The organism is Mesorhizobium sp. LNHC209A00 (genome assembly GCF_000502915.1).
Lineage (GTDB): Bacteria > Pseudomonadota > Alphaproteobacteria > Rhizobiales > Rhizobiaceae > Mesorhizobium.
In genome coordinates this window covers 433463-453046 of record NZ_AYWT01000006.1, presented here as the reverse complement: position 1 = coordinate 453046, position 19584 = coordinate 433463, and the positions used below count along the sequence as shown (strand labels likewise).

The following is a 19584-nucleotide window of genomic DNA, read 5'->3' as shown; positions in this document are numbered from 1 at the left end:
CGGCAAAAAAATAGGCGCGGCGAGCAATCACTCGCCGCGCCTTCGCGATTGCGTGTGTTACTTGGCGCTTTCCAGCGTGTCGACGGCCTTTTTCAGATTGGCGTCGGGGATCTCGACCTTGGCGCCGCCGCGCAGCGACTTGACCAGCGCGAAATACTTGTCGCGGATGACGGCCTGCTTGGCCTGATCCTTGACGTCGTCGAAGGCCGGCGGCTGCTTGGCGCGCTTGTCCTCGAGCTTGATGACATGCCAGCCGAACTGCGTCTGCACCGGCTCCTTGGTGTATTTGCCGACCTCGAGCGCGGAGGCCGCCTTGTCGAACTCCGGCACCATCTGGCCAGGTCCGAACCAGCCGAGATCGCCGCCATTGGACTTGCCCGAGGGATCGCTGGTGTGCTCGTTGGCGAGCTTCTGGAAATCGCCGCCGCTGTCGAGCTGCTTGATGATCGCCTCGGCCTCTTCCTTCGTCTTCACGAGGATGTGACGGGCATGCACCTCGTTGACCGGGGGCGTGTTGGCGATTTCCTGGTCGTAGCGGGCGCGAACCTCGGCGTCGGTGACCTTGTCGACCACACCCTTCTCAACCATCTCGCCATGCAGCGCGCGCTGCTGCAGGAAAGCCATGCGGCGCTGGAAGTCAGGATCCTTATCGAGACCGTCGGTGACCGCCTTGGCTGCCATGACGCGGATTTCGATGGCCGCCGAAAGTGCCGCGGCGCGGCGCTGCTCGGGCGGCAACTGCGCGAACTGCTGCGATAGCTCGCCTTCGGCAAGCACCAGATCGGCCTCGGTCAAAGGCTGGCCGTTGACGGTGGCGATCACGGTATTCGGGTCGACGGGCGCCGCGGCCGGGGCGGCCGGAGCGGGAGCGGTCTCCTGCGCGGTGACAGGCGACAGGCAAAGAGCCGACAGGCCGAAGGCCAGGCCAAGGCTGGCAAGCGACGCACGGCTGAACAACAAGGACATAAGGATGACTCCGGTGAGGGATTGTAGGGAGGGTGGCTTCCAGATCAGCCAGATTGTGGCGGAATTTGGCGCGACCGGCAGGGCCAGCGCGGCGTTGACATCAGTTGAGCCCCCTCTTATCTGTCCATCGACTTGGCGTCCAGAACCGTTTTCCGGGCGCTTTTTGTGTTTGCCCGTATTCAGGCGGTGCGTTCACGTGGATGTGATGGGGCCGGCCGGCGTCCGTCTCAAGATTGAGAATTCTATCGAAAGGACCATTGGATGGTCAGTCTCGGCGGTCTCGCCCGTAAGGTTTTCGGTTCCTCCAACGACCGTCGGGTCAAATCGACCCGCCCCCGTGTCGAAGCGATCAACGCCATGGAAAACGAGATGCGGGCGCTCTCCGATGCCGAGCTTGCCGGCCGCACGGAAAAATTTCGCCAGGATATCGCCAACGGCGCCAGCCTCGACGATCTGCTGGTCCCGGCCTTCGCAACCGCCCGCGAGGCCGCGCGCCGCGTGCTTGGCATGCGCCCCTTCGACGTCCAGCTGATCGGCGGCATGGTGCTGCACAATGGCGGCATCGCCGAGATGCGCACCGGGGAGGGCAAGACCCTGGTCGCGACGCTGCCGGTCTATCTCAACGCGCTCGCCGGCAACGGCGTCCATGTCGTGACCGTCAACGACTATCTCGCCACCCGCGACTCCGAATGGATGGGCCGCGTCTATAAATTCCTCGGCCTCTCGGTCGGCGTTATCGTCCACGGCCTATCGGACGAGGAGCGTCGCGTCGCCTACGCCTCCGACGTCACCTACGCCACCAACAACGAACTCGGCTTCGATTATCTGCGTGACAACATGAAGTACGAGCGCGTCCAGATGGTGCAGCGCGGTCACAATTACGCGATCGTCGACGAGGTCGATTCCATTCTGGTCGACGAAGCGCGCACGCCGCTGATCATTTCCGGTCCGCTCGAGGACCGTTCGGAAATGTACAACACCATCGACACCTTCATCATCCAGCTGCAGCCGCAGGATTATGAGATCGACGAGAAGCAGAAGACCTCGATCTTTACCGAGGAAGGCACCGAGAAGCTGGAGAACATGCTGCGCGATGCCGACCTCCTCAAGGGCGAGTCGCTCTACGACGTAGAGAACGTCGCCATCGTCCACCACGTCAACAACGCGCTGAAGGCGCACCGGCTGTTCCAGCGCGACAAGGACTACATCGTGCGCAACGGCGAGATCGTCATCATCGACGAGTTCACCGGCCGCATGATGCCCGGCCGCCGCTATTCGGAAGGCCTGCACCAGGCGCTGGAAGCCAAGGAGCACGTGGCGATCCAGCCGGAGAACCAGACGCTCGCTTCCGTCACCTTCCAGAACTACTTCCGCCTCTACAAGAAGCTTTCCGGCATGACCGGCACGGCGCTGACCGAAGCCGAGGAATTCGGCAACATCTACGGTCTCGAAGTCACCGAGATCCCGACCAACCTGCCGGTCATCCGCAAGGACGAGGACGACGAGGTCTACCGGACGGTCGAGGAGAAGTACAAGGCGATCGTCAGGGAGATCCGCGAAGCCAGCGCCAAGGGTCAACCGACACTGGTCGGCACGACCTCGATCGAAAAGTCCGAGCAGTTGGCCGAGCGCCTGCGCAAGGAAGGCTTCACGGATTTCGAGGTTCTGAACGCCCGCCATCACGAGCGGGAAGCGGCAATCGTGGCCCAGGCAGGCAAGCCCGGCGCCATCACCATCGCCACCAACATGGCCGGCCGCGGTACCGACATCAAGCTCGGCGGCAATGCCGAGATGCGCATCGCCGACGAACTGGGCGACATGCCCGAAGGCCCCGAACGCGAGGCGCGCGAAAAGGAAATCAATGCCGACATCGAGCGCCTGAAGGAAAAGGCGCTGGCCGCCGGCGGCCTATACGTGCTTGCCACCGAGCGCCATGAATCGCGCCGCATCGACAATCAGCTCAGAGGCCGCTCTGGCCGCCAGGGCGACCCCGGCCGCTCGAAATTCTTCCTGTCGCTGCAGGACGATCTGATGCGCATCTTCGGCTCCGAGCGCATGGACGGCATGCTGCAGAAGCTCGGCCTCAAGGAAGACGAGGCCATCATCCATCCATGGATCAACAAGGCGCTGGAAAAGGCGCAGAAGAAGGTCGAGGCGCGCAACTTCGACATCCGCAAGAACCTGTTGAAATATGACGACGTCTCCAACGACCAGCGCAAGGTGGTGTTCGAGCAGCGCATCGAGCTGATGGACGGCGAGGGCCTTTCGGAGACCATCGGCGAGATGCGCGCGGGCGTCATCGACGAGATCGTCGCCAAGGCCATTCCCGAAAACGCCTACGCCGAACAGTGGGATGTCGCCGGCCTGAAGGCCGAGGTCGCCGAATTCCTCAATCTCGACCTGCCGATCGAGGACTGGGTGAAGGAAGAAGGCATCGCCGAGGACGACATCCGCGAGCGCATCTCTCAAGCCGCCGACGCCGCCGCACAAGAACGCGCCGACCGTTTCGGTCCCGAGGTGATGAACTATGTCGAGCGCTCCGTGGTGCTGCAGACGCTCGACCATCTGTGGCGCGAGCATATCGTCAATCTCGACCATCTGCGTTCGGTCGTCGGCTTCCGCGGCTACGCCCAGCGCGATCCGCTGCAGGAATACAAGAGCGAGGCGTTCGAGCTGTTCCAGGCGATGCTCGGCAATCTGCGCCAGGCCGTCACCGCGCAGCTGATGCGCGTCGAACTGGTCCGCCAGGCCGCCGAAGCGCCGCCGCCGGAAGCGCCCGACATGTTCGGCACGCATATTGACGGCACCACCGGCGAGAATGATTTCGAAGATGGCGAAACGGCCCTTCTGGTACGCCAGGAAAGCACCGCCATCGTCGCTCCCGAGGATCGCGACCCAAACAACCCCGAGACCTGGGGCAAGGTCGGCCGCAACGAAGCCTGCCCCTGCGGCTCCGGCAAGAAATACAAGCACTGCCACGGGACCTTCGCGTAAAGACCGCGAGATCGGTGTTCCCGGACTTCTGATCCGGGGAGGCTTCCATATTGTCAGATCAGCCCGGAATCGCGCGCGGCGGCGGTCGCCTCGCCGCGCGAAACGGCGTCCAGCTTGCCCAGCACCGCTGAGACATGATGATCGACGGTCTTCGGTGAGATGGTTAGGTGCTCGGCGATTCTCTTGTTGGAGAAACCGCGCTCGATCAGGTGCAGAACCTCCATTTGGCGGAGCGTCAGGCCAGCGTGATTGGCGCGTGTGCTCTGCCGCGGTCCCCTGGCGATGTTATGGACGCCATTCTGCCGCATGACGGCGCGGACGTGCTGCGCCACCGGCCGGGCACCGAGCCCCTCGAATATGTCCAGGGCCAGGCGCAGCGCCGGCTCGTCGCCGTACAACAGGGCGAGCGCCCGTTCGAACGGAGCGCCCAGCCGGGCCCACAGCATCGCGGCACCACGCCAGTCGCCGGTGAGCAGCAGGCGGTAGGGCTCCGCCATGCCGGTCGTATCGCCAGGATTGCTGTCAGGTGACAAGAGCAGCCGCCAGACGGCCAACTCGGCGAACATCGCCCTCGTCGGCGACAGGCTTTCGGCCAGATCGATCAGGCGAAGTGCCTCTTCGGAGTCGCCTTGCCCTAGCCATGCCAGTTCGGCCATCGATGCCGTGTAGGGCACCAGCCGCTGCAGCTCCATTCCCTTGTCTAGGAACCGCTTCATTTCGTCCAGCACGGGCGCGGCCGGATCGCCTCGTCTTATGCGCAATTTCGCCAGCGCGACCAAGGATGGGTAACGCACCAGGGCCGTGGTCGCACTATCGTCGATGATGTCGTGAGCCATCGCGGCCGCATCGTCCCAAAGGCCGCGTCGCAAAAGCAATTGCGCCTGCACGCCCCGCATATAGTCCCGCCAGGTCGCGAGGTCATTCTCGACGCAATAGGCAATGCCCCGGTCGAGAAAGGATTGCGCCCGGACAAGGTCGAGCTGGTTCATTTCGGCGCAGGCACAATTGGTGAAGCCGCGTGCGGCGTGCTCCTGGAAGTTCTGCCCGAGCGCGATGTCAAGACTGCGGGCGAGGTGCAGCCGACCCTTGGCCAGGTCTAGCCACTGTTCGGCGGAGCCAAGATTGTTCAGCGCATGACAGACTATCTCCGGCTTGTTCAACCGTTCGGCCAAACCGACTGCCTTGCAGCCGAGCAGCAGCGTCTCGTCGAGCTTCTCGGCCAGCATCGCCAGCTGCGAGAGATTGGAATAGGCCATGGCAAGCTCCGGACTGGCCGGCGCCTGTTCCAGCAATTCCACCGCCTGTGCCCCGAACAGGTCCGCCTGTTCTCGGTCACCCACCAGATAGGCGAAGCGCGACAGGCATCTGAGGCTGTCGCCCTCCCTGAGCGTGTCCCCCAACGCCTGCTGCAACCGCCGCGCCTGGCCCTGCGCCTCGATGGCCGTATCGATGCGGCCGATCAGATGGCATTCAAAGGCATAGCCCTCGTAAAGCCTCGCCCTGTCGCCCATGGGCAGGCTGTCGGCGTGCCGAAGGGCGACTTCGTAATAGCCGGCCGCATCGCGATGCGCGCCGACGCGGGAAGCCTCGCCCGCCGCGAGCGGGGCAAGCTCGCGCACGGCTTCCAAATTCTGGGCCTCCACCGCGTGGTGCACAAGTCTTGCGGTAGCCACCTCGACGTTTTCCTGCAGTGCGGAAAGCGCGCGCTGGTTGAATTCGCGCCGATGGCTCGGCGTCAGCGCCATCTCGACGGCGCGACGGGCGATCTCGTGGCGGAAGGCATAGCCATCGCCGAGATCGTCGAGCAGGCCGTTCGATACACATTCCGCCAGCTGGCCCGCGCTGGCGACACCACAGAGGCCGCGCAGCGCCCAGACATCGGCGCGGCGCGGAAACACCGACACCGCGTCGAGCATCGAGCGCCCGCCCCGCGACAGGCGCTCGGCACGCGCCAGCACAGCGTCGCGGACGCTGGCCGGCGGGATCATCTCGCTTTCGGCAGCCAGCAACTCGGTGACGAAGAAGGCGTTGCCCGCGGTGGCGCGGTAGATTGCGCTGCCGTCGCGGTTGGCTGCTTCGGCAAGCGACAACACCGCCGCTTCGGTGAGCAGCGGCACTTCGATACGCTGGACGTTGGCGGCCGGAATTTCACCGAGCACCCGACGCGCGCGCATCTGCCCTTCGCTACGGTCGGTGCGTGCCGTGAACAGCACCAGCATATGGGTGTTGGCGATGCGTCGGCCCAGGAAACGGACGAAATCCAGGGTCGCGTCGTCGGCCCAGTGCATATCCTCGATGACCAGCAGGCCCGGACGAGACTTCGCCTCGAAAACCTCGAGAGCGTCAGAAAACAAGGGCAGCCGCTGGCCTTGCCGGTCATCGATCGCCCGAGGCAGTGCCCACTGCGCGTCCCGGGCCAAATCATAGAGGGGTCCCAGCGGATCGGGAATCGACAGATCCTCGCAGGCGCTGCGGAATATGGAAACGTGCTGCCCAACACCGCTTACGAACGCCTCCACGAGTGCCGTCTTGCCGGCGCCGGCCTCACCCAGCAATGCCGCCACGCGGCCGCGACCGAGCGCCGCCGCCGCGAGCAGTTCCTCCAAATGTTCAAGTTGCGCCTGCCGCTCCAGAAGCATCGTTACTGGCCCATGAGTATCGTCGTCAAACCCATCCCCCAAGATACCCACGCTCCGGTATCCGCAGTGTGGCTCCAAGATCAAACGTCGAAAACATAGGGAATCGTCCCGCGAAATATGGGGAAAGGCTCCGATGCGCGCTTTCGAAGGCCATGGTTCTTCTCCGACCGCGCTCACTTCGAGCGTGAATCAATCGTAAAAGGAAGCCATTCCATGCCTCGCTATCTGATCGAACGGACATTCCCCGACGGACTCAACCTTCCGATGAACGACATCGGCGCAACGGCGCTTGGCGGTATCATCATGCGCAATGCCGAGAAGGGGGTCACCTGGGTGCAGTCCTTCGTCTCGCCCGACAAGAGCAAGAGTTTCTGCATCTACGACGCCCCCTCGCCGGAAGCCATCCGCAGCACGGCGCAGAAGAATTCTCTGCCGGTGGACAAGATCACCGAGGTGAGGGTCCTGGACCCCTACTTTTATCGCTGATCCGATGGACCAAGGTTGGAGCGATGAGCGTGAAATTGTCCTGGGCAATGATAGCAGTCGGTTTTCCCTGTCGTTCCTTCCCGAAACGGCGGCCGCCGTCGTGGCGTTCGACCCCCCACCCCACCGGCGCGGTCTCGCATCGCGGATTGTCTCCGCGCTGCTATCGGCATTGCGAGGCCGGCGCAGGTGCCTGCCTCCGCAAGACGATTATTTGAGACGGGACATCGGTCAGCCGGAGCACGAGATGCGGCGGGACTACTGGGAATACTGGTGGTGGCACCAATGAGACCGCGGTCCGGTTAGACGGGATGGACGAGATCGAACCCCTCCCGCACTGCCACTCCCATGCCGCGGGCTTCTGCAACCAGGCCTGGCCTTGATGGCCGGCCTGGGCGCCTGCCGGATCATCAACAATCAATGGAGAACAAAATGAACGTCAATTTCTGGCGCCTTGCCGCACTGTTCATCACGTCGATCGCCTCCACCGCCGCATCGGCGGGGAAGAGCAATCCGCTTGCCGACGAGGTGCGGGCGGCCAACAGCCGCTTCGCCAACGTCGCGGCGGCCACCGCCGAGGGCTATGCGGCGATACCTTGCGCCAGTGGCATCACTGGCGGCGCCATGGGCATTCATTACGTCAATGGCGCCTATCTGAAGGACGATGCGATCGACGTCGCCAAGCCGGAGGCCGTGATGTACGAGCCGATGTCCGATGGCACGCTGAAGCTGGTGGCTGTCGAATACATCACCGCGAAGGGTCCGGCCTCGCTTGATGGCCAGTTGTTCAACTTCAACAGCGCTCCCAACCGCTATGGCCTCGGCCCTTTCTACGAACTTCATGTCTGGGCCTGGAAGCAAAACCCGACCGGCGCCTTCGCCGACATGAACCCGAACGTCTCGTGTGACGCCATGAAAAAGGCCGACTGACGGCACCCGGCCTGCCGGTCCAGGTCCCGGCAGGCCTTTCGCGCGCACCGCGAGGAGAGATCATGCCCGAAATCGATGTCGTCCTGGCGAGGCCGCGCACCCAAACTTCGCGCCTGATGGCCGTTGCCGCTTGGCTTGTGCACGGGCGGCGCCTACGGCATGGCCGGCGTCGCCTTGAGACCATGCCCGATTTCATGCTGAAGGACATCGGTATCAGCCGTTGCGCGATCGACCATGTCGCAACGCGCGGAGAGACGGGCCGCCGGTAGACTCGACTGATTAAAAAACGGCGCCGCGCCTGTCTCGCCTTTGCGGCACCTTCACCCGTTCGTCATCGCTCGACTTTCGGCCATTACGCACGCCCTCCCCACCCACGCTTTCTTAAGGTGTTTTCGCTACACCAAAGTCTGAAAAGAGGCGGAAAACGGAGAGAAATCGGGGTGCGCTTTTCCGCGGCCACGACTGCCGGGCGGTTCTTGCCGCAGCGTTTGGCGCTGCGCATGGAGCCTTTGCTTGGCCGCCTCGAGGCCGTGCTGTTCACCGCCGACGAGCGCGGCGAAGCCGGCCGGATGTCGGTCATCGCCTTCTCCATCCGCATCGTCAGTGCCGTCATCGCCTTTATCAGCCAGGTGCTGATGGCGCGCTGGATGGGTTCGTTCGAATACGGCATCTTCGTGCTGGTCTGGGTGACAATGGTCATTGTCGGCAACCTCGCCTGCCTCGGCTTCCACACATCGGTCATCCGCTTCATCCCCGAATACCGCGAGCGCGGCCTGATGGACGAATTGCGCGGCATCGTCGTTGCGAGCCGCCTGTTCGTGCTGATCGCCTCGACGGTCATCGCCGGGCTCGGCGCCCTCGGCGTCTGGCTGGCCGCGCCCTGGATCGAAAACTACTACGTGATACCGTTCATCCTCGGTGTCATCTGCCTGCCGATGATCGCGCTGTCGGATTTGCTGCAAGGGCTGGCGCGCGCCAATTCATGGGCGTTGTTCGCGCTGTCTCCGACCTACCTGATCCGGCCGGTGCTGATCCTGCTGTTCATGGCGCTGATGCTTTGGGCGGGCTACGCCCCCGACGCGCGGACGGCGATCTTCGCCTCGATCGCCGCTACCTACGCCACCACGCTGACCCAGCTCATCGGGGTCACCCAGCGCATGGAAAGGCAAATTCCGGCCGGCCCGATGAAAGTGCATTTCGCGCAATGGTTCGTCGTCTCGCTGCCGATCTTCCTGGTTGAGAGCTTCTTCTTCCTGCTCACCAACGCCGATGTGCTGATGGTCGGCGCCTATATGGATCCCAATGATGTCGCCGTCTATTTCGCCACGGTCAAGACGCTGGCGCTGGTGCATTTCGTCTATTTCGCGGTCAAGGCCGGCGTTGCCCAACGCTACGCGCAGTTCACCCATGGCGAGCCGCAAAAGCTTGCCGCCTTCGCCCGCGAGACGGTATCGTGGACCTTCTGGCCCTCGCTGCTGATGGCGTTCCTGGTGCTGGCGCTGGGCGAACCGATGCTGGTGCTGTTCGGCCCCGAATTCACGTCGGGCTATCCGCTTCTGTTCCTGCTCGTGTTCGGGGTCGTGGCGCGCGCAGCCGTTGGCCCCTGCGAAAGCCTGCTCACCATGAGCGGCAACCAGAATGTCTGCGCCGCAGTCTATGCCATGACATTGGCCTTCAATATCGGACTCAACGTGGTGCTGATCCCGCATTTCGGCCTGTGGGGCGCGGCCATGGCCACCGCCTTTGCCATGATCTTCGAGGCCGGCGCGCTGTCCTTCACGGTCTGGCGCAAGCTCGGCATCGTCATGGCGATCTTCGCGCCAGCCAAAGGAGCCGCCTGATGGCCGCCATCCCTCTGCTCGAGGAAACCAGCGGCGGTCCCGCCGGCGCCATGGTGTCCGGCCTTGCCGGGCTGGCGCGCGACGCCGATCCCGCCCATATCGAGATCCTCGCCAACAACCGGCCCGAGCGCAAACTCGCCATCTACCCGGCGTCGGCCGGCTTCGACCTTGTCGAGGAACTGGACTATCTCTGCGCCCGCACGATCGAGCCGAACGTCTTCTTCAACCCGCGTTTCCTGGCGCCGGCCATGCCCCGGCTGGAAGACCGCGAAGTGCGCCTTGCCGTGATCCGGGACGGCGATGAATACCGCAACCGACTGCGGCTGCTGGTGCCGATCTCGGTGGAACGGCCGGTGGTGCCGCTCGGCGTACCGGTCATGCGCACCTGGTCGAGCCCGTTCGGCCCGCTCGGCACGCCGCTGATCGACCGCGACGACCCGGTCGGCGTGGTCGAGGATTTCTTCTCGATGCTGTCGCGCCCGCATTTGAAAATGCCGAAAGTCCTGATCCTGCCCGACATCAGGCTCGACGGTCCGGTGGCGAGCCTGATCGCCACCGTGGCCGAAACCCGTGGCCTGACACTGGTCACCACGGGCCAGACTTCACGCCCCGTGCTGGAGAGCGAACTCGACGGCGACGACTATCTCAAGGCTTCGCTGCGCGCGCACCATTATCGCGAATTCCGCCGCCTGAAGCGGCGCCTTGGCGATCTCGGCAAGCTCGAACACGCCGTGGCACGCGGCCCCGAGGAAATCCGCCACGCCATCGAGCACTTCCTGACGCTGGAGGCGTCCGGCTGGAAAGGCCGCGAGCGCACCGCCATGGCGATCGACCGCTTCCGCGCCGCCTTCGCCCGCGAGGCGGTGCACCGGCTCGCCGAACAGGACATGTGCCGCATCCATTCGCTGACGCTCGACGGCCGTACCGTCGCTTGCCTGATCGTCTTCGTCGAGGCCGGCGTCGCCTACACTTGGAAAACGGCCTATGACGAGACGCTGGCTGCCTATTCGCCCGGCACGCTGCTGATGATCGAGGTCACAAGACAGCATCTCGACGATCCCAACATCATGATGACCGACTCCTGCGCCGTGCCTGACCACCCGGTGATGAGCCGGCTGTGGAGCGAGCGCAAACCGGTAGGCACGCTGGTTATCGGGTTGACCAGGGATGCCGACCGCCTCGCCCGCCAGGCCGCCTCGCAGCTGCATCTCTATCGCGAGACCCGAAATATGGCGCGCCTGCTGCGCAACCGGATGAAGAGTTTGCTCAAGAGGCGGTAAGAAGGCCCCGCTTCTTTTGAAGGGCTCGTTCCGTGCCCGGGTTCCAGCCGGCGCCCGCCGGCATGAACGTCTCTCCGGGAGCCCCGGATAGGCCGCCTCACCGGGCGATACCCTCCTCACCCGAAACACCGGCGGCGAGCCCCTGGGATCCATGCCGGTTCCATGGAAGCCGTGGTCATTGTGCACTTGTTTGCTCAATCCTTGTTAGAGGATTTTTGTCACGAGATTGTCCAGCCGGGAGTTCTCACGATAGATCAGTCGCGCCACAACAGCGCCCAGGGCGCCAGTGATCGCGCCGCCGATGACATCGGTCAGGTAATGGGTCCCAATGTAGATCCTCGACCAGCAAATCAGGAATGCCACCACCAAGAGCCCAATCGTCCGGCGCGGCAGCCTCCGCATCGCAAAAGCGGCAACGATGGCAATGGTGGCTGTTGCATGGTCGGAAGGGAAGGACCAGTCGGCGCTTGGCGCAATCAGGAGATGCGTCACGCCGGCATCGTAGGGCCGCATCCGATGCACGAACAGAAGGATGAACTGGTTGATTGCGAGGCCGAGCAGGAACGACAGACCTGCAGAAAGGGCCGCGTGACGAACATGGTAGCGGTCAGTTTTGGCCCACCACTGCAGCACTATGGCCAGCACCATCAGCGGAACGCCGAATTGTGAGACGCCGATCATTGCTCTATCAAGGATAGGGCTGAGGCCGGCCTCGGCATTTACCCAATGGGTGAGGGCTGCATCCATTTGTCGTCCGTTTCGTCAGTTGGATGAGGTGGGACTTTGAAGGCCGTCGATGAGAGTCGCATTCACCAGGTCTTCGAGATCGGCGTCTGGCTCAAGGGAGCGCATGCCTTCATTGAGTGCGTTGGTGGGGTGTTGCTCTATCTCGTCACCCCGCCACCATTGCGTCTTGGGTCAATGCCCTTACCCAGGACGAGTTGACCGAAGATCCGAAGGATTTCATAGCTGGCTATCTGTCGCAGGTGGCAAGCCATTTCTCGGTCGCCAGCAAGGAGTTCTATGCCTTCTATCTCCTCAGTCACGGCCTGATAAAGCTCTTCCTGGTTATCGGACTTCTCAGGGGCAAACTATGGTCGTACCCGGCGTCTCTCCTGGCCTTGGGGGCATTCATGATCTACCAGGTCTACCGTTACTCCTACACCCATTCGGCCGGGCTGCTCGTGCTGACCGTCTTCGATGCGGTCGTCATGGTGCTGATCTGGCACGAATGGAAGATCATACGGCAGCACGGACCCGTGTGAGGCGATCATCGCCCACGCCGCTGTTTCAATCCAGTGGAGCGCCAGCGACTGAATTGTTCAACCCAGTGGAGTCAGCGATTTGTCGACTTCCCACCTGTGTTGTGGTGCCCCTAGCCGGGATCGAACCAGCACTCCTTGCGGAACTCGATTTTGAGTCGAGCGCGTCTACCAATTCCGCCATAGGGGCTCAGGCCGGGCGGCCTGGATGGGCGCGGACTATACGGTCGGAGGCCTGTTCGTCAACAGGCCAATTTGCAAACCAGCCTCTGCCGCGACCAGACGGCACCTTTCCAATTTGTAAGACCGCGGCCATTGTGCAGCGCGAAAAACCTTTCTAGACAGACGGGCCGTTCCATAGGAGAGCCGATGCTTCGCGGACTGTATGACTGGACCCTGTCGCTGGCGGCTCGCAAATCCGCCGAATGGTGGCTGGCCTTCATCGCTTTCGTCGAGAGCTCGGTCTTTCTGGTGCCGGCCGACGTGCTCTATCTGCCGATGGCGTTGTCACGGCCGGATCGCGCCTATCGCTATGCCTTGATCGCCACCGTCGCCTCGGTGCTGGGCGGCATTGCCGGCTGGTTCATCGGCCACTATGCATATGACGCGGTGGCGCGGCCCATCCTCGAATTCTACGGCAAATATGACGACTTCGAGCAGTTGCGGTCCTCGGCGGGCGTCAGCATCGAGTTCATCGCCCTGATGCTGGTCACCTCGGGTGCCGCGCATCTGCCGCCTATCAAGGTGGTGACGATCCTGTCCGGTGCCCTGGGCGTCAACCTGGCGCTGTTCATCGTGCTGGCCATCATCGCGCGCGGCGGCCGCTTTCTGCTGTTGGCGTGGCTTTTGCGCCGCTATGGCGAGCCAATCCGCGAATTCATCGAAAAGCGCCTGGGCCTGATCGTCGGCGCTGCCGCGGTCGCCCTGATTTTGCTCTATATCCTGATCAAATACGCTCTCTAAGGTTTGATGCTTAAAACCGGGCAACGGTTTCGGCAGCGCGGCGAGCAGACTTCGCAGACGGCGAACGCAACGGACGAAAGACGCCATGACAGCGACCATGAATTCCGATACCGGCCGCCAGCGGACGCGCGCGGCCCTGTTTCTCGCCGTCGCGATGGCCGCGACCGTTGGCTCGGCGCTCGGCTTCCAGCACATTGGCGGCTACATCCCCTGCCACCTCTGCCTGGAACAGCGCACACCCTACTACATTGGCGTGCCCTTGATGGTGCTGGCGGCGATCGCATCGATGCTGCGGGCACCGGCATGGCTGACGCGCGGCCTGTTGGCCGTTGGCGGCCTCTTGATGCTGTACGGGCTCTATCTCGGCGTCTATCACTCCGGCGTCGAGTGGCAGTGGTGGGCTGGCCCGACCGACTGCACGGCGGGCGCCGGCCCTGTCGACACCGGTGGCAAGGGCGTGCTCGACGCGCTCGACAAATTCGTGCCGCCCTCCTGCGACAAGGCCGCCTTGCGCATTCTCGGCCTGTCGCTGGCCGGTTGGAACGCCATCGCCAGCCTTATCCTGGCCGCCGTCGCCTTCCGTGGCGCGCTGGCTCGCGATTAATGTAGAGAACGCGCCGACTCGAGATCCTTCAAAGAAATTCGGCAGGCTGAGTCAAATGAAGTGATTTTCGAGAACCGGAGCGGAGCGGCCATCAAGTCCGTGAGCCCCGGAGGCGCAGAAAATCGCTTCGGGCGGCCAGCCTCCTGAATTCTCGAACGAACTCAGGGCTCCAGTTCGACATCCCAGTAGAGATAATCCATCCAGCTTTCATGCAGATGGTTGGGCGGGAACAGGCGGCCGTTATTGTGCAGATCATGCACCGTCGGCTGAAACGGCTTCTGCAGCGGCCACATCTTGGCGCGAGCCGGCATCATGCCGCCCTTCCTCAGATTGCAGGGCGAACAGGCGGCGACGACATTCTCCCATGTCGTGGCGCCGCCACGGTGACGCGGGATGACATGGTCGAAGGTCAGGTCCTCGGGGGTACCGCAATACTGGCACTGGAAACGGTCGCGCAGGAAGACGTTGAAGCGTGTGAAGGCTGGATGCCTGGATGGCTTCACATAGGCCTTCAGGCTGACCACGCTCGGCAGCTTCATCGAGAAGGTCGGCGAGGAGACCGCGTGCTCGTATTCGGCCACGATGTTCACCCTGTCGAGGAACACCGCCTTGATCGCGTCCTGCCAGGACCAGAGCGACAAGGGGTAATAGCTGAGCGGACGGTAATCCGCATTCAGCACCAGCGCTGGAAGCCCATCCGGAGATACGGCAACCGTCACCTTATTGACCTCCTAGTTCTAGAACCGTTCGGCGTGGATACTGTAAGCCTGACATGACAGGGATGTGAAGCGGATTGTCGCTGGCGCGAAGCGCCAAAAACGCATGATTTTTATGCTTTCTTGCGGATTCAGGCCGGCGGTGCGGCGTCCCGGCCCTTCGTTTCGCGATAATAGGACCAAAAAAGCCGCGATGCGACACCTCGCCACGGGCTCCATGATTCGGCCAGAGCGATCAGTGTTTTCTCCGCTGGACGCGGGTCGATGCCGAGCGCATGGCCAACGGCGCTCTGCAGGGCGACGTCGCGCGCCGGGAAAATGTCGGGGTGTCCGGCGGCAAACAACAGATACACTTCCGCCGTCCAGGGACCGATACCAGGCACCGCCGTCATCCTGGCGATCGCCTCCACGGCATCGAGCGAACAGAGGTGATGCAGGTCGAGCCCATCGGCCACGGCCTGGGCAACCGCGATCAGGCCGCGCTGCTTGGGCCGCGACAGGCCGGCCTCGCGAAACATGTCCTCGCCCGCGGCAAGGATCGCCTGGGGCGTCAGCGGATCGACGAGTTTCGTCAGCCGGCCGAAGATCGCATCGGCGCTCGCCCGCGAAACCTGCTGCGAGACGATGATCGAGGCCAGGCTTCTGAAGCCCGGCTCCGAAAGCCTGAGCGGCACCTCGCCGGCCATGCCGCGCACTTTGTCCAGGCGCGGGTCGATGAGGCAAAGCGCGTCCAGCCCCCGCTCAACGTCGTCCATTGTCGCAATGCGCTGCATGGTATCCTTGTCCGAAGATGTGCAGCAAGGTAGCAACCGCCAAAACCACAGCACAACCCGATTGCCGCCTGAGACATGACGCTCCTGACATTCCGCTTCGCGCCCAGCCCCAACGGCGAACTGCATCTGGGCCACGCCTATTCGGCGCTGCTCAACCAGAAGCTCGCAAATAGCAGTGGCGGCCGCCTGCTGCTGCGCATCGAGGATATCGACACGACGCGCTGCACGCCGGAGTTCGAGGCGGGCATGATCGCCGATCTGAAATGGCTGGGCCTCGACTGGAAGGAGCCGGTGCGTCGGCAATCGGAGCATTTCGCCGAATACGAGACGGTGCTCAAGCGCCTGATCCGCCAAGAACTCGTCTATCCCGCCTTCATGAGCCGCGGCGAGATACGCGCCTTCATCGCCGACAGCGAAAAGCGCGGGCGCGACTGGCCGCGCGATCCCGACGGGGTGCCGCTCTATCCCCCGGCCGACAAGGCGCTTTCGATGAAGGAACGCAACCGGCGGATTGCCGAGAATGCGCCCTTCGCCTGGCGGCTCGACGTCGGCGTCGCCATGGCGCGTGCCGGCAAGGACCTGGCATGGGCCGAATTCAGCGATGAGACGCTATCCACGACGCGCTTCGTCGAGGCACGTCCGCAGGATTGGGGCGACGTTATCGTGGCGCGCCGCGACATCCCGACCAGCTACCACCTCGCCGTCGTCATCGACGATGCCCTGCAAGGCGTCAGCCACGTCGTGCGCGGACAGGACCTGTTTTCCGCGACCGGGGTGCAGCGCCTGCTGCAGGAGATTCTGGGATTGCAGCCACCCGCCTATTTCCATCATAGACTGATCCTCGGGCCGGATGGGCGAAAACTGTCGAAGAGCCTCAGGGATACGGGCCTTACCGCCTTGCGCGACGCAGGCGCTTCGCCCGAAGAAATCCGAAGGATGGTAGGGCTTTGACCAGCATTATGTCAGGAGAACGCTCTCCGGGCGCGCCACCCGTTCATCCCCCTTGACGCATGGATCAATCGTTTCGTTTTGCGCGCGGGGTTGAACAGGACTAGAGCATCGTCACGGTTAATTCTCACCAGCGCGGCGATCCCCGGAAAATGTCCAGCATCAAGCGGTTCATCCCCGCCACCTTCGTTGTCCTGTGGGCGACCGGCTTCATCGGCGCGCGTTACGCCATGCCATGGGCGGAGCCGTTCACCTTCCTCGCCGCGCGTTTCGTGCTCGCCGCCATCCTGCTGGCCGTGCTGATGCTGGTGCTGGGCTCGAAACGAGCCACCCGCGAGGAGGCGCTGCATGCCACCGGCGCCGGCGTGCTGATGCATGGCATTTATCTCGGCGCCGTCTTCTGGGCCATCCATCGAGGCATGCCGGCCGGTTTTTCGGCCCTGATCGTCGGCCTGCAGCCGCTGATCACCGCGGTGCTTGCCGGCAAGTTTCTGGGCGAGGCCATCCTGCCGCGCCACTGGCTTGGCCTCGCTATCGGGCTGGTCGGCATCGTCATCGTGCTGTGGCCGAAACTCGGGGCGCTCGGTGGCGGCGTGACGGCGGCGACGCTGGCTGCCTCGCTGGTCTCGGTGCTCGGCATGAGCGCCGGCACGATCTGGCAAAAGCGTTTTGCGTCCGGCGGCGACCTCGTGGCGGCCACCATGTGGCAATATGTCGGCGGCGCTTCGCTGATGATCCTGGCTTCGCTTGCCTTCGAAACGCAAGCCGTTGTTATCAATGGCGAATTTGTCTTCGCCATGGCCTGGCTGCTGCTGGTGCTGTCGCTCGGCGCCATCTTTCTTCTGATGGTGATGATCCGTGACGGCGAGATGTCGAAAGTGGCCTCGTTGTTCTATCTGGTGCCGGCGGTCACGGCTGTCATCGCCTGGGCCTTGTTCAACGAGCAGCTCAATGCGCTGCAGATCGTCGGCATGGCCATCACCACTTTCGGCGTCGGCCTGGCAACCGCCCGAACAGGCAAACTTCAGCCGACCCGGGCACGCGCCTCTAGATAACGGCTGATCGCGGCGTTGAGCTCGCCGCCGAGGATGAAGATGGCCGAGACGATGTAGAGGAAGACCACCGCGATCATGATCGAGGCGAGGCCGGCATAGGTCGTCACGTAGGACGAGAAGTGGTCGAGATAGGTGGCGAAGACAGTCGAGCCGACAAGCCATCCGGACAGCGTGAAGATGATGCCCGGGACGATCGACACCAGGCGGCGCTTGCCCGCCGGCAACNCCACCGCGATCATGATCGAGGCGAGTCCGGCATAGGTCGTCACATAGGACGAGAAATGGTCGAGATAGGTGGCGAACATGGTCGAGCCGATAAGCCATGCGGCTAGTGTGAAGATGATGCCGGGTATCAGCGAGACGAAACGGCGCTTGCCGGCCGGCAGCCAGTAATGGACGGCAAACAGTCCGCCGATGATGACGGTTGAGGCGATGACGTACCGCCATAGCGTGATCGTGCCCGTATAGGGTTTGATCCATTCGAAATGGGCTTCCGCCAGCCGCGCCAGCAACGGCGCGAACACCAGCAGCACGCTTATCGCCAGGAAGCCGGCGGTAGCGATCAGCACGAAGAAGATGCTTTGCACCCGGCGATAGATGATGCCGCGCGTTTCCGTGACCCGATAGGCGCGGTTGAGCGAGGTGCGCAGCGCCTCGATGCCGTTGGAGGCAAAGTAGGCGGCAAGCAGCACGCCATAAGTCAACAGATCGCTGCGCCTGACGGTCAGCACGTTCAGCACCTCGTGCGCGATCGGCTTGGCGATCTGGTCCGGCCAGGTGTCGAAAACCAGGTGCACGGCTGTGTCGGCAAAGGCCTGGGCGCCAAGGAAGCTGCCCAGCGTCGTGGCGAAGATCAGGAATGGAAACAGCGCCATCAGCGAGGTGATCGCCAGATGGCTGGCCATCGCCCAACCGTCATCGGTGTTGAAGTGGCCGAGCGCGTCGTAGAGCACGCGGCGCAGGGCGACAATATTCCGCAGCAAGGACGCGCGCTCCCCTCGATTGTCTCGACGCCGCGAATATGGGAAATGAATGCCGCAAATGGCAACCCTTCGTCAAACCCCGAATTCTCCTGCGGCAGAGTTGCGCACCATCATCGTCACCGGCGCGTCTTCCGGCATAGGCGCCTATTGCACCCGTGCATTGAAGGCTGAGGGCTGGCGGGTGTTCGCGACGGCGCGCAAGCCGGAGGACATCGCTGCCCTCGAAGCCGACGGCATCGAGGCTTTTTACCTCGACTATAGCGAACCGGACTCCATAGCCGCCCTGGTGACGGCGGTGCTCGAACGCACCGGCGGCAGGCTCGACGCGCTGTTCAACAACGGCGCCTATGCGCAGGCAGGCGCCGTCGAGGATTTGCCCGTTGCGGCGCTCAGGGAGCAGTTCGAGGCCAATTTCTTCGGCTGGCACGACCTGACCCGCCGCCTGGTTCCGGTGATGCGACGCCAGGGCCACGGTCGCCTCGTCCACTGCTCGTCGATCCTGGGTCTCGTGCCTGTGCGCTTCCGCGGCGCCTATTCGGCCTCCAAGCATGCCTTGGAGGCCTTGATGCTCTGCCAGCGCCAGGAACTGGCCGGCAGCGGCATCCATGTCTCGCTGATCGAGCCGGGACCGGTGAAATCGAAGATCGCCAGCAATGGCCTGCCGTGGTTCCTCAGGAACATCGACCATGAGAATTCCACGCATCGCGCCGACTATGCCGCACAGCTGGAGCGCATGCGCGCCGGCGGCAGCCAAGCGGCGCGGAAGCCCGGACCCGAAGTGGTCCACAAGGTGCTTCGCCATGCACTTCTGTCGCGGCGCCCACGCCCGCACTATGTGGTAACAATGTCGGCCAGGATCGGTGCCGTGCTCAAACGCATCCTGCCGGCCTCGATGCTCCACCGCCTGCTCGCCAAGCGCGCCTGAACAAGCAAAGAACTGGAAACGCAAAAATGGCCACTGCCTTCAATATCCTTGCCATTCTGGTCATGGCCGCCGTCGTGGTCGTGCTGATCAGGGGCCTCATCAACATGATGCGCGGCGGCTCCGGTGTGACCTCCAACAAGCTGATGCAGGCCCGTGTTCTGCTGCAGGCCGTGGCGCTGGCACTGATCCTGCTGGCCGTGTATTTCACCCGCAAGTGAGGCT

19 protein-coding genes, 1 tRNA gene and 1 pseudogene are annotated in these 19584 nt (G+C 63.3%); 13 read left to right on the top strand and 8 right to left on the bottom strand.

Annotation, left to right across the window (positions count from 1 at the left end; translation table 11 throughout):
• Positions 1–57: 57 nt before the first annotated feature.
• Positions 58–966, bottom strand: coding sequence for a peptidylprolyl isomerase (locus tag X739_RS147995; RefSeq protein ID WP_023795058.1), 909 nt, complete (start codon positions 964–966; stop codon positions 58–60).
• A 261-nt stretch (positions 967–1227) separates the two neighbouring features.
• Between X739_RS147995 and secA the strand changes: the two genes are divergently transcribed.
• A complete protein-coding gene (gene secA, locus X739_RS148000) occupies positions 1228–3960 on the top strand; it encodes a preprotein translocase subunit SecA (RefSeq protein WP_023770747.1) in 2733 nt (910 codons plus the stop codon).
• Between the two features lie 53 nt (positions 3961–4013).
• On the opposite strand, the gene X739_RS148005 is transcribed toward secA, so the two are convergent.
• Positions 4014–6650 carry an AAA family ATPase gene (locus X739_RS148005; protein ID WP_245273886.1) on the bottom strand — a complete coding sequence of 879 codons (2637 nt, stop codon included), beginning with the start codon at positions 6648–6650 and terminating at the stop codon, positions 4014–4016.
• Between the two features lie 162 nt (positions 6651–6812).
• Here X739_RS148005 and X739_RS148010 point away from each other — a divergent pair, with 162 nt between their 5' ends.
• The 5 genes from X739_RS148010 to X739_RS148030 all read left to right on the top strand — a co-directional run bounded on the left by X739_RS148010 (position 6813) and on the right by X739_RS148030 (position 11133).
• On the top strand, positions 6813–7085 hold the full coding sequence (locus tag X739_RS148010; protein WP_023770749.1) for a DUF4242 domain-containing protein: 273 nt from the start codon (positions 6813–6815) through the stop codon (positions 7083–7085).
• 429 nt (positions 7086–7514) lie between these two features.
• Positions 7515–8012 carry a hypothetical protein gene (locus tag X739_RS148015; RefSeq protein WP_023795056.1) on the top strand — a complete coding sequence of 166 codons (498 nt, stop codon included), beginning with the start codon at positions 7515–7517 and terminating at the stop codon, positions 8010–8012.
• A 62-nt stretch (positions 8013–8074) separates the two neighbouring features.
• Complete coding sequence (locus tag X739_RS148020; RefSeq protein WP_023795055.1) at positions 8075–8281, top strand: DUF1127 domain-containing protein; 207 nt, start codon at positions 8075–8077, stop codon at positions 8279–8281.
• Between the two features lie 171 nt (positions 8282–8452).
• On the top strand, positions 8453–9853 hold the full coding sequence (locus X739_RS148025; protein ID WP_023795054.1) for a lipopolysaccharide biosynthesis protein: 1401 nt from the start codon (positions 8453–8455) through the stop codon (positions 9851–9853).
• Positions 9853–11133 carry a GNAT family N-acetyltransferase gene (locus X739_RS148030; protein WP_023770754.1) on the top strand — a complete coding sequence of 427 codons (1281 nt, stop codon included), beginning with the start codon at positions 9853–9855 and terminating at the stop codon, positions 11131–11133. The genes X739_RS148025 and X739_RS148030 overlap by 1 nt, the downstream gene beginning before the upstream one ends.
• 204 nt (positions 11134–11337) lie before the next feature.
• Here the strand turns inward: X739_RS148030 and X739_RS148035 are convergent, their stop codons facing one another.
• Complete coding sequence (locus tag X739_RS148035; protein ID WP_023795053.1) at positions 11338–11880, bottom strand: phosphatase PAP2 family protein; 543 nt, start codon at positions 11878–11880, stop codon at positions 11338–11340.
• A gap of 194 nt (positions 11881–12074) precedes the next feature.
• Here X739_RS148035 and X739_RS01000000166255 point away from each other — a divergent pair, with 194 nt between their 5' ends.
• Positions 12075–12398, top strand: coding sequence for a DUF2127 domain-containing protein (locus X739_RS01000000166255; RefSeq protein ID WP_245273885.1), 324 nt, complete (start codon positions 12075–12077; stop codon positions 12396–12398).
• A 102-nt stretch (positions 12399–12500) separates the two neighbouring features.
• On the opposite strand, the gene X739_RS148040 is transcribed toward X739_RS01000000166255, so the two are convergent.
• Positions 12501–12585: transfer RNA gene (locus X739_RS148040), tRNA-Leu, on the bottom strand.
• A 179-nt stretch (positions 12586–12764) separates the two neighbouring features.
• Here X739_RS148040 and X739_RS148045 point away from each other — a divergent pair.
• Positions 12765–13358, top strand: a complete 594-nt coding sequence (locus X739_RS148045; RefSeq protein ID WP_023795052.1) for a YqaA family protein — start codon at positions 12765–12767, stop codon at positions 13356–13358.
• Positions 13359–13443: 85 nt separating this feature from the next.
• Positions 13444–13962 (top strand): disulfide bond formation protein B, encoded by a 519-nt coding sequence (locus X739_RS148050; protein WP_023770758.1) that lies wholly within the window; start codon positions 13444–13446, stop codon positions 13960–13962.
• Between the two features lie 161 nt (positions 13963–14123).
• On the opposite strand, the gene X739_RS148055 is transcribed toward X739_RS148050, so the two are convergent.
• On the bottom strand, positions 14124–14681 hold the full coding sequence (locus X739_RS148055) for an HNH endonuclease (RefSeq protein ID WP_023783557.1): 558 nt from the start codon (positions 14679–14681) through the stop codon (positions 14124–14126).
• A 128-nt stretch (positions 14682–14809) separates the two neighbouring features.
• A complete protein-coding gene (locus X739_RS148060) occupies positions 14810–15451 on the bottom strand; it encodes a DNA-3-methyladenine glycosylase (RefSeq protein ID WP_023770759.1) in 642 nt (213 codons plus the stop codon).
• Between the two features lie 75 nt (positions 15452–15526).
• On the opposite strand from X739_RS148060, the gene gluQRS reads away from it, so the two are divergent.
• Both gluQRS and X739_RS148070 read left to right on the top strand, forming a co-directional pair.
• Complete coding sequence (gluQRS, locus tag X739_RS148065) at positions 15527–16402, top strand: tRNA glutamyl-Q(34) synthetase GluQRS (protein WP_023783558.1); 876 nt, start codon at positions 15527–15529, stop codon at positions 16400–16402.
• Positions 16403–16551: 149 nt separating this feature from the next.
• The gene (locus X739_RS148070; RefSeq protein ID WP_023795051.1) at positions 16552–17454 is read left to right on the top strand and encodes a DMT family transporter; all 903 of its coding nucleotides are present in this window, start codon (positions 16552–16554) and stop codon (positions 17452–17454) included.
• Here X739_RS148070 and X739_RS1000000169360 read toward each other — a convergent pair.
• Together X739_RS1000000169360 and X739_RS148075 are read right to left on the bottom strand one after the other, a co-directional pair.
• Positions 17424–17693: a YhjD/YihY/BrkB family envelope integrity protein gene (locus X739_RS1000000169360; protein ID WP_245273889.1), complete on the bottom strand. Its 270-nt coding sequence runs from the start codon at positions 17691–17693 to the stop codon at positions 17424–17426. The two genes, X739_RS148070 and X739_RS1000000169360, sit on opposite strands and share 31 nt — an antisense overlap.
• Positions 17682–18437, bottom strand: a pseudogene (locus X739_RS148075) (YihY/virulence factor BrkB family protein); the annotation flags it as partial. The gene X739_RS1000000169360 and the pseudogene X739_RS148075, both read right to left, overlap by 12 nt.
• Positions 18438–18495: 58 nt before the next feature.
• Here X739_RS148075 and X739_RS148080 point away from each other — a divergent pair.
• Positions 18496–19362 carry an SDR family oxidoreductase gene (locus X739_RS148080; protein WP_084056361.1) on the top strand — a complete coding sequence of 289 codons (867 nt, stop codon included), beginning with the start codon at positions 18496–18498 and terminating at the stop codon, positions 19360–19362.
• A 26-nt stretch (positions 19363–19388) separates the two neighbouring features.
• Positions 19389–19580 (top strand): twin transmembrane helix small protein, encoded by a 192-nt coding sequence (locus X739_RS148085; protein ID WP_015315567.1) that lies wholly within the window; start codon positions 19389–19391, stop codon positions 19578–19580.
• The last annotated feature ends 4 nt before the right edge of the window (positions 19581–19584 follow it).

Coding starts and splice junctions, on each gene's coding strand:
- X739_RS147995 (WP_023795058.1), bottom strand. CDS start 966: ATGTCCTTGTTGTTCAGCCGTGCGTCGCTTGCCAGCCTTGGCCTGGCC.
- secA (WP_023770747.1), top strand. CDS start 1,228: ATGGTCAGTCTCGGCGGTCTCGCCCGTAAGGTTTTCGGTTCCTCCAAC.
- X739_RS148010 (WP_023770749.1), top strand. CDS start 6,813: ATGCCTCGCTATCTGATCGAACGGACATTCCCCGACGGACTCAACCTT.
- X739_RS148015 (WP_023795056.1), top strand. CDS start 7,515: ATGAACGTCAATTTCTGGCGCCTTGCCGCACTGTTCATCACGTCGATC.
- X739_RS148020 (WP_023795055.1), top strand. CDS start 8,075: ATGCCCGAAATCGATGTCGTCCTGGCGAGGCCGCGCACCCAAACTTCG.
- X739_RS148030 (WP_023770754.1), top strand. CDS start 9,853: ATGGCCGCCATCCCTCTGCTCGAGGAAACCAGCGGCGGTCCCGCCGGC.
- X739_RS148035 (WP_023795053.1), bottom strand. CDS start 11,880: ATGGATGCAGCCCTCACCCATTGGGTAAATGCCGAGGCCGGCCTCAGC.
- X739_RS148045 (WP_023795052.1), top strand. CDS start 12,765: ATGCTTCGCGGACTGTATGACTGGACCCTGTCGCTGGCGGCTCGCAAA.
- X739_RS148050 (WP_023770758.1), top strand. CDS start 13,444: ATGACAGCGACCATGAATTCCGATACCGGCCGCCAGCGGACGCGCGCG.
- X739_RS148060 (WP_023770759.1), bottom strand. CDS start 15,451: ATGCAGCGCATTGCGACAATGGACGACGTTGAGCGGGGGCTGGACGCG.
- gluQRS (WP_023783558.1), top strand. CDS start 15,527: ATGACGCTCCTGACATTCCGCTTCGCGCCCAGCCCCAACGGCGAACTG.
- X739_RS148070 (WP_023795051.1), top strand. CDS start 16,552: ATGTCCAGCATCAAGCGGTTCATCCCCGCCACCTTCGTTGTCCTGTGG.
- X739_RS148080 (WP_084056361.1), top strand. CDS start 18,496: ATGGCAACCCTTCGTCAAACCCCGAATTCTCCTGCGGCAGAGTTGCGC.
- X739_RS148085 (WP_015315567.1), top strand. CDS start 19,389: ATGGCCACTGCCTTCAATATCCTTGCCATTCTGGTCATGGCCGCCGTC.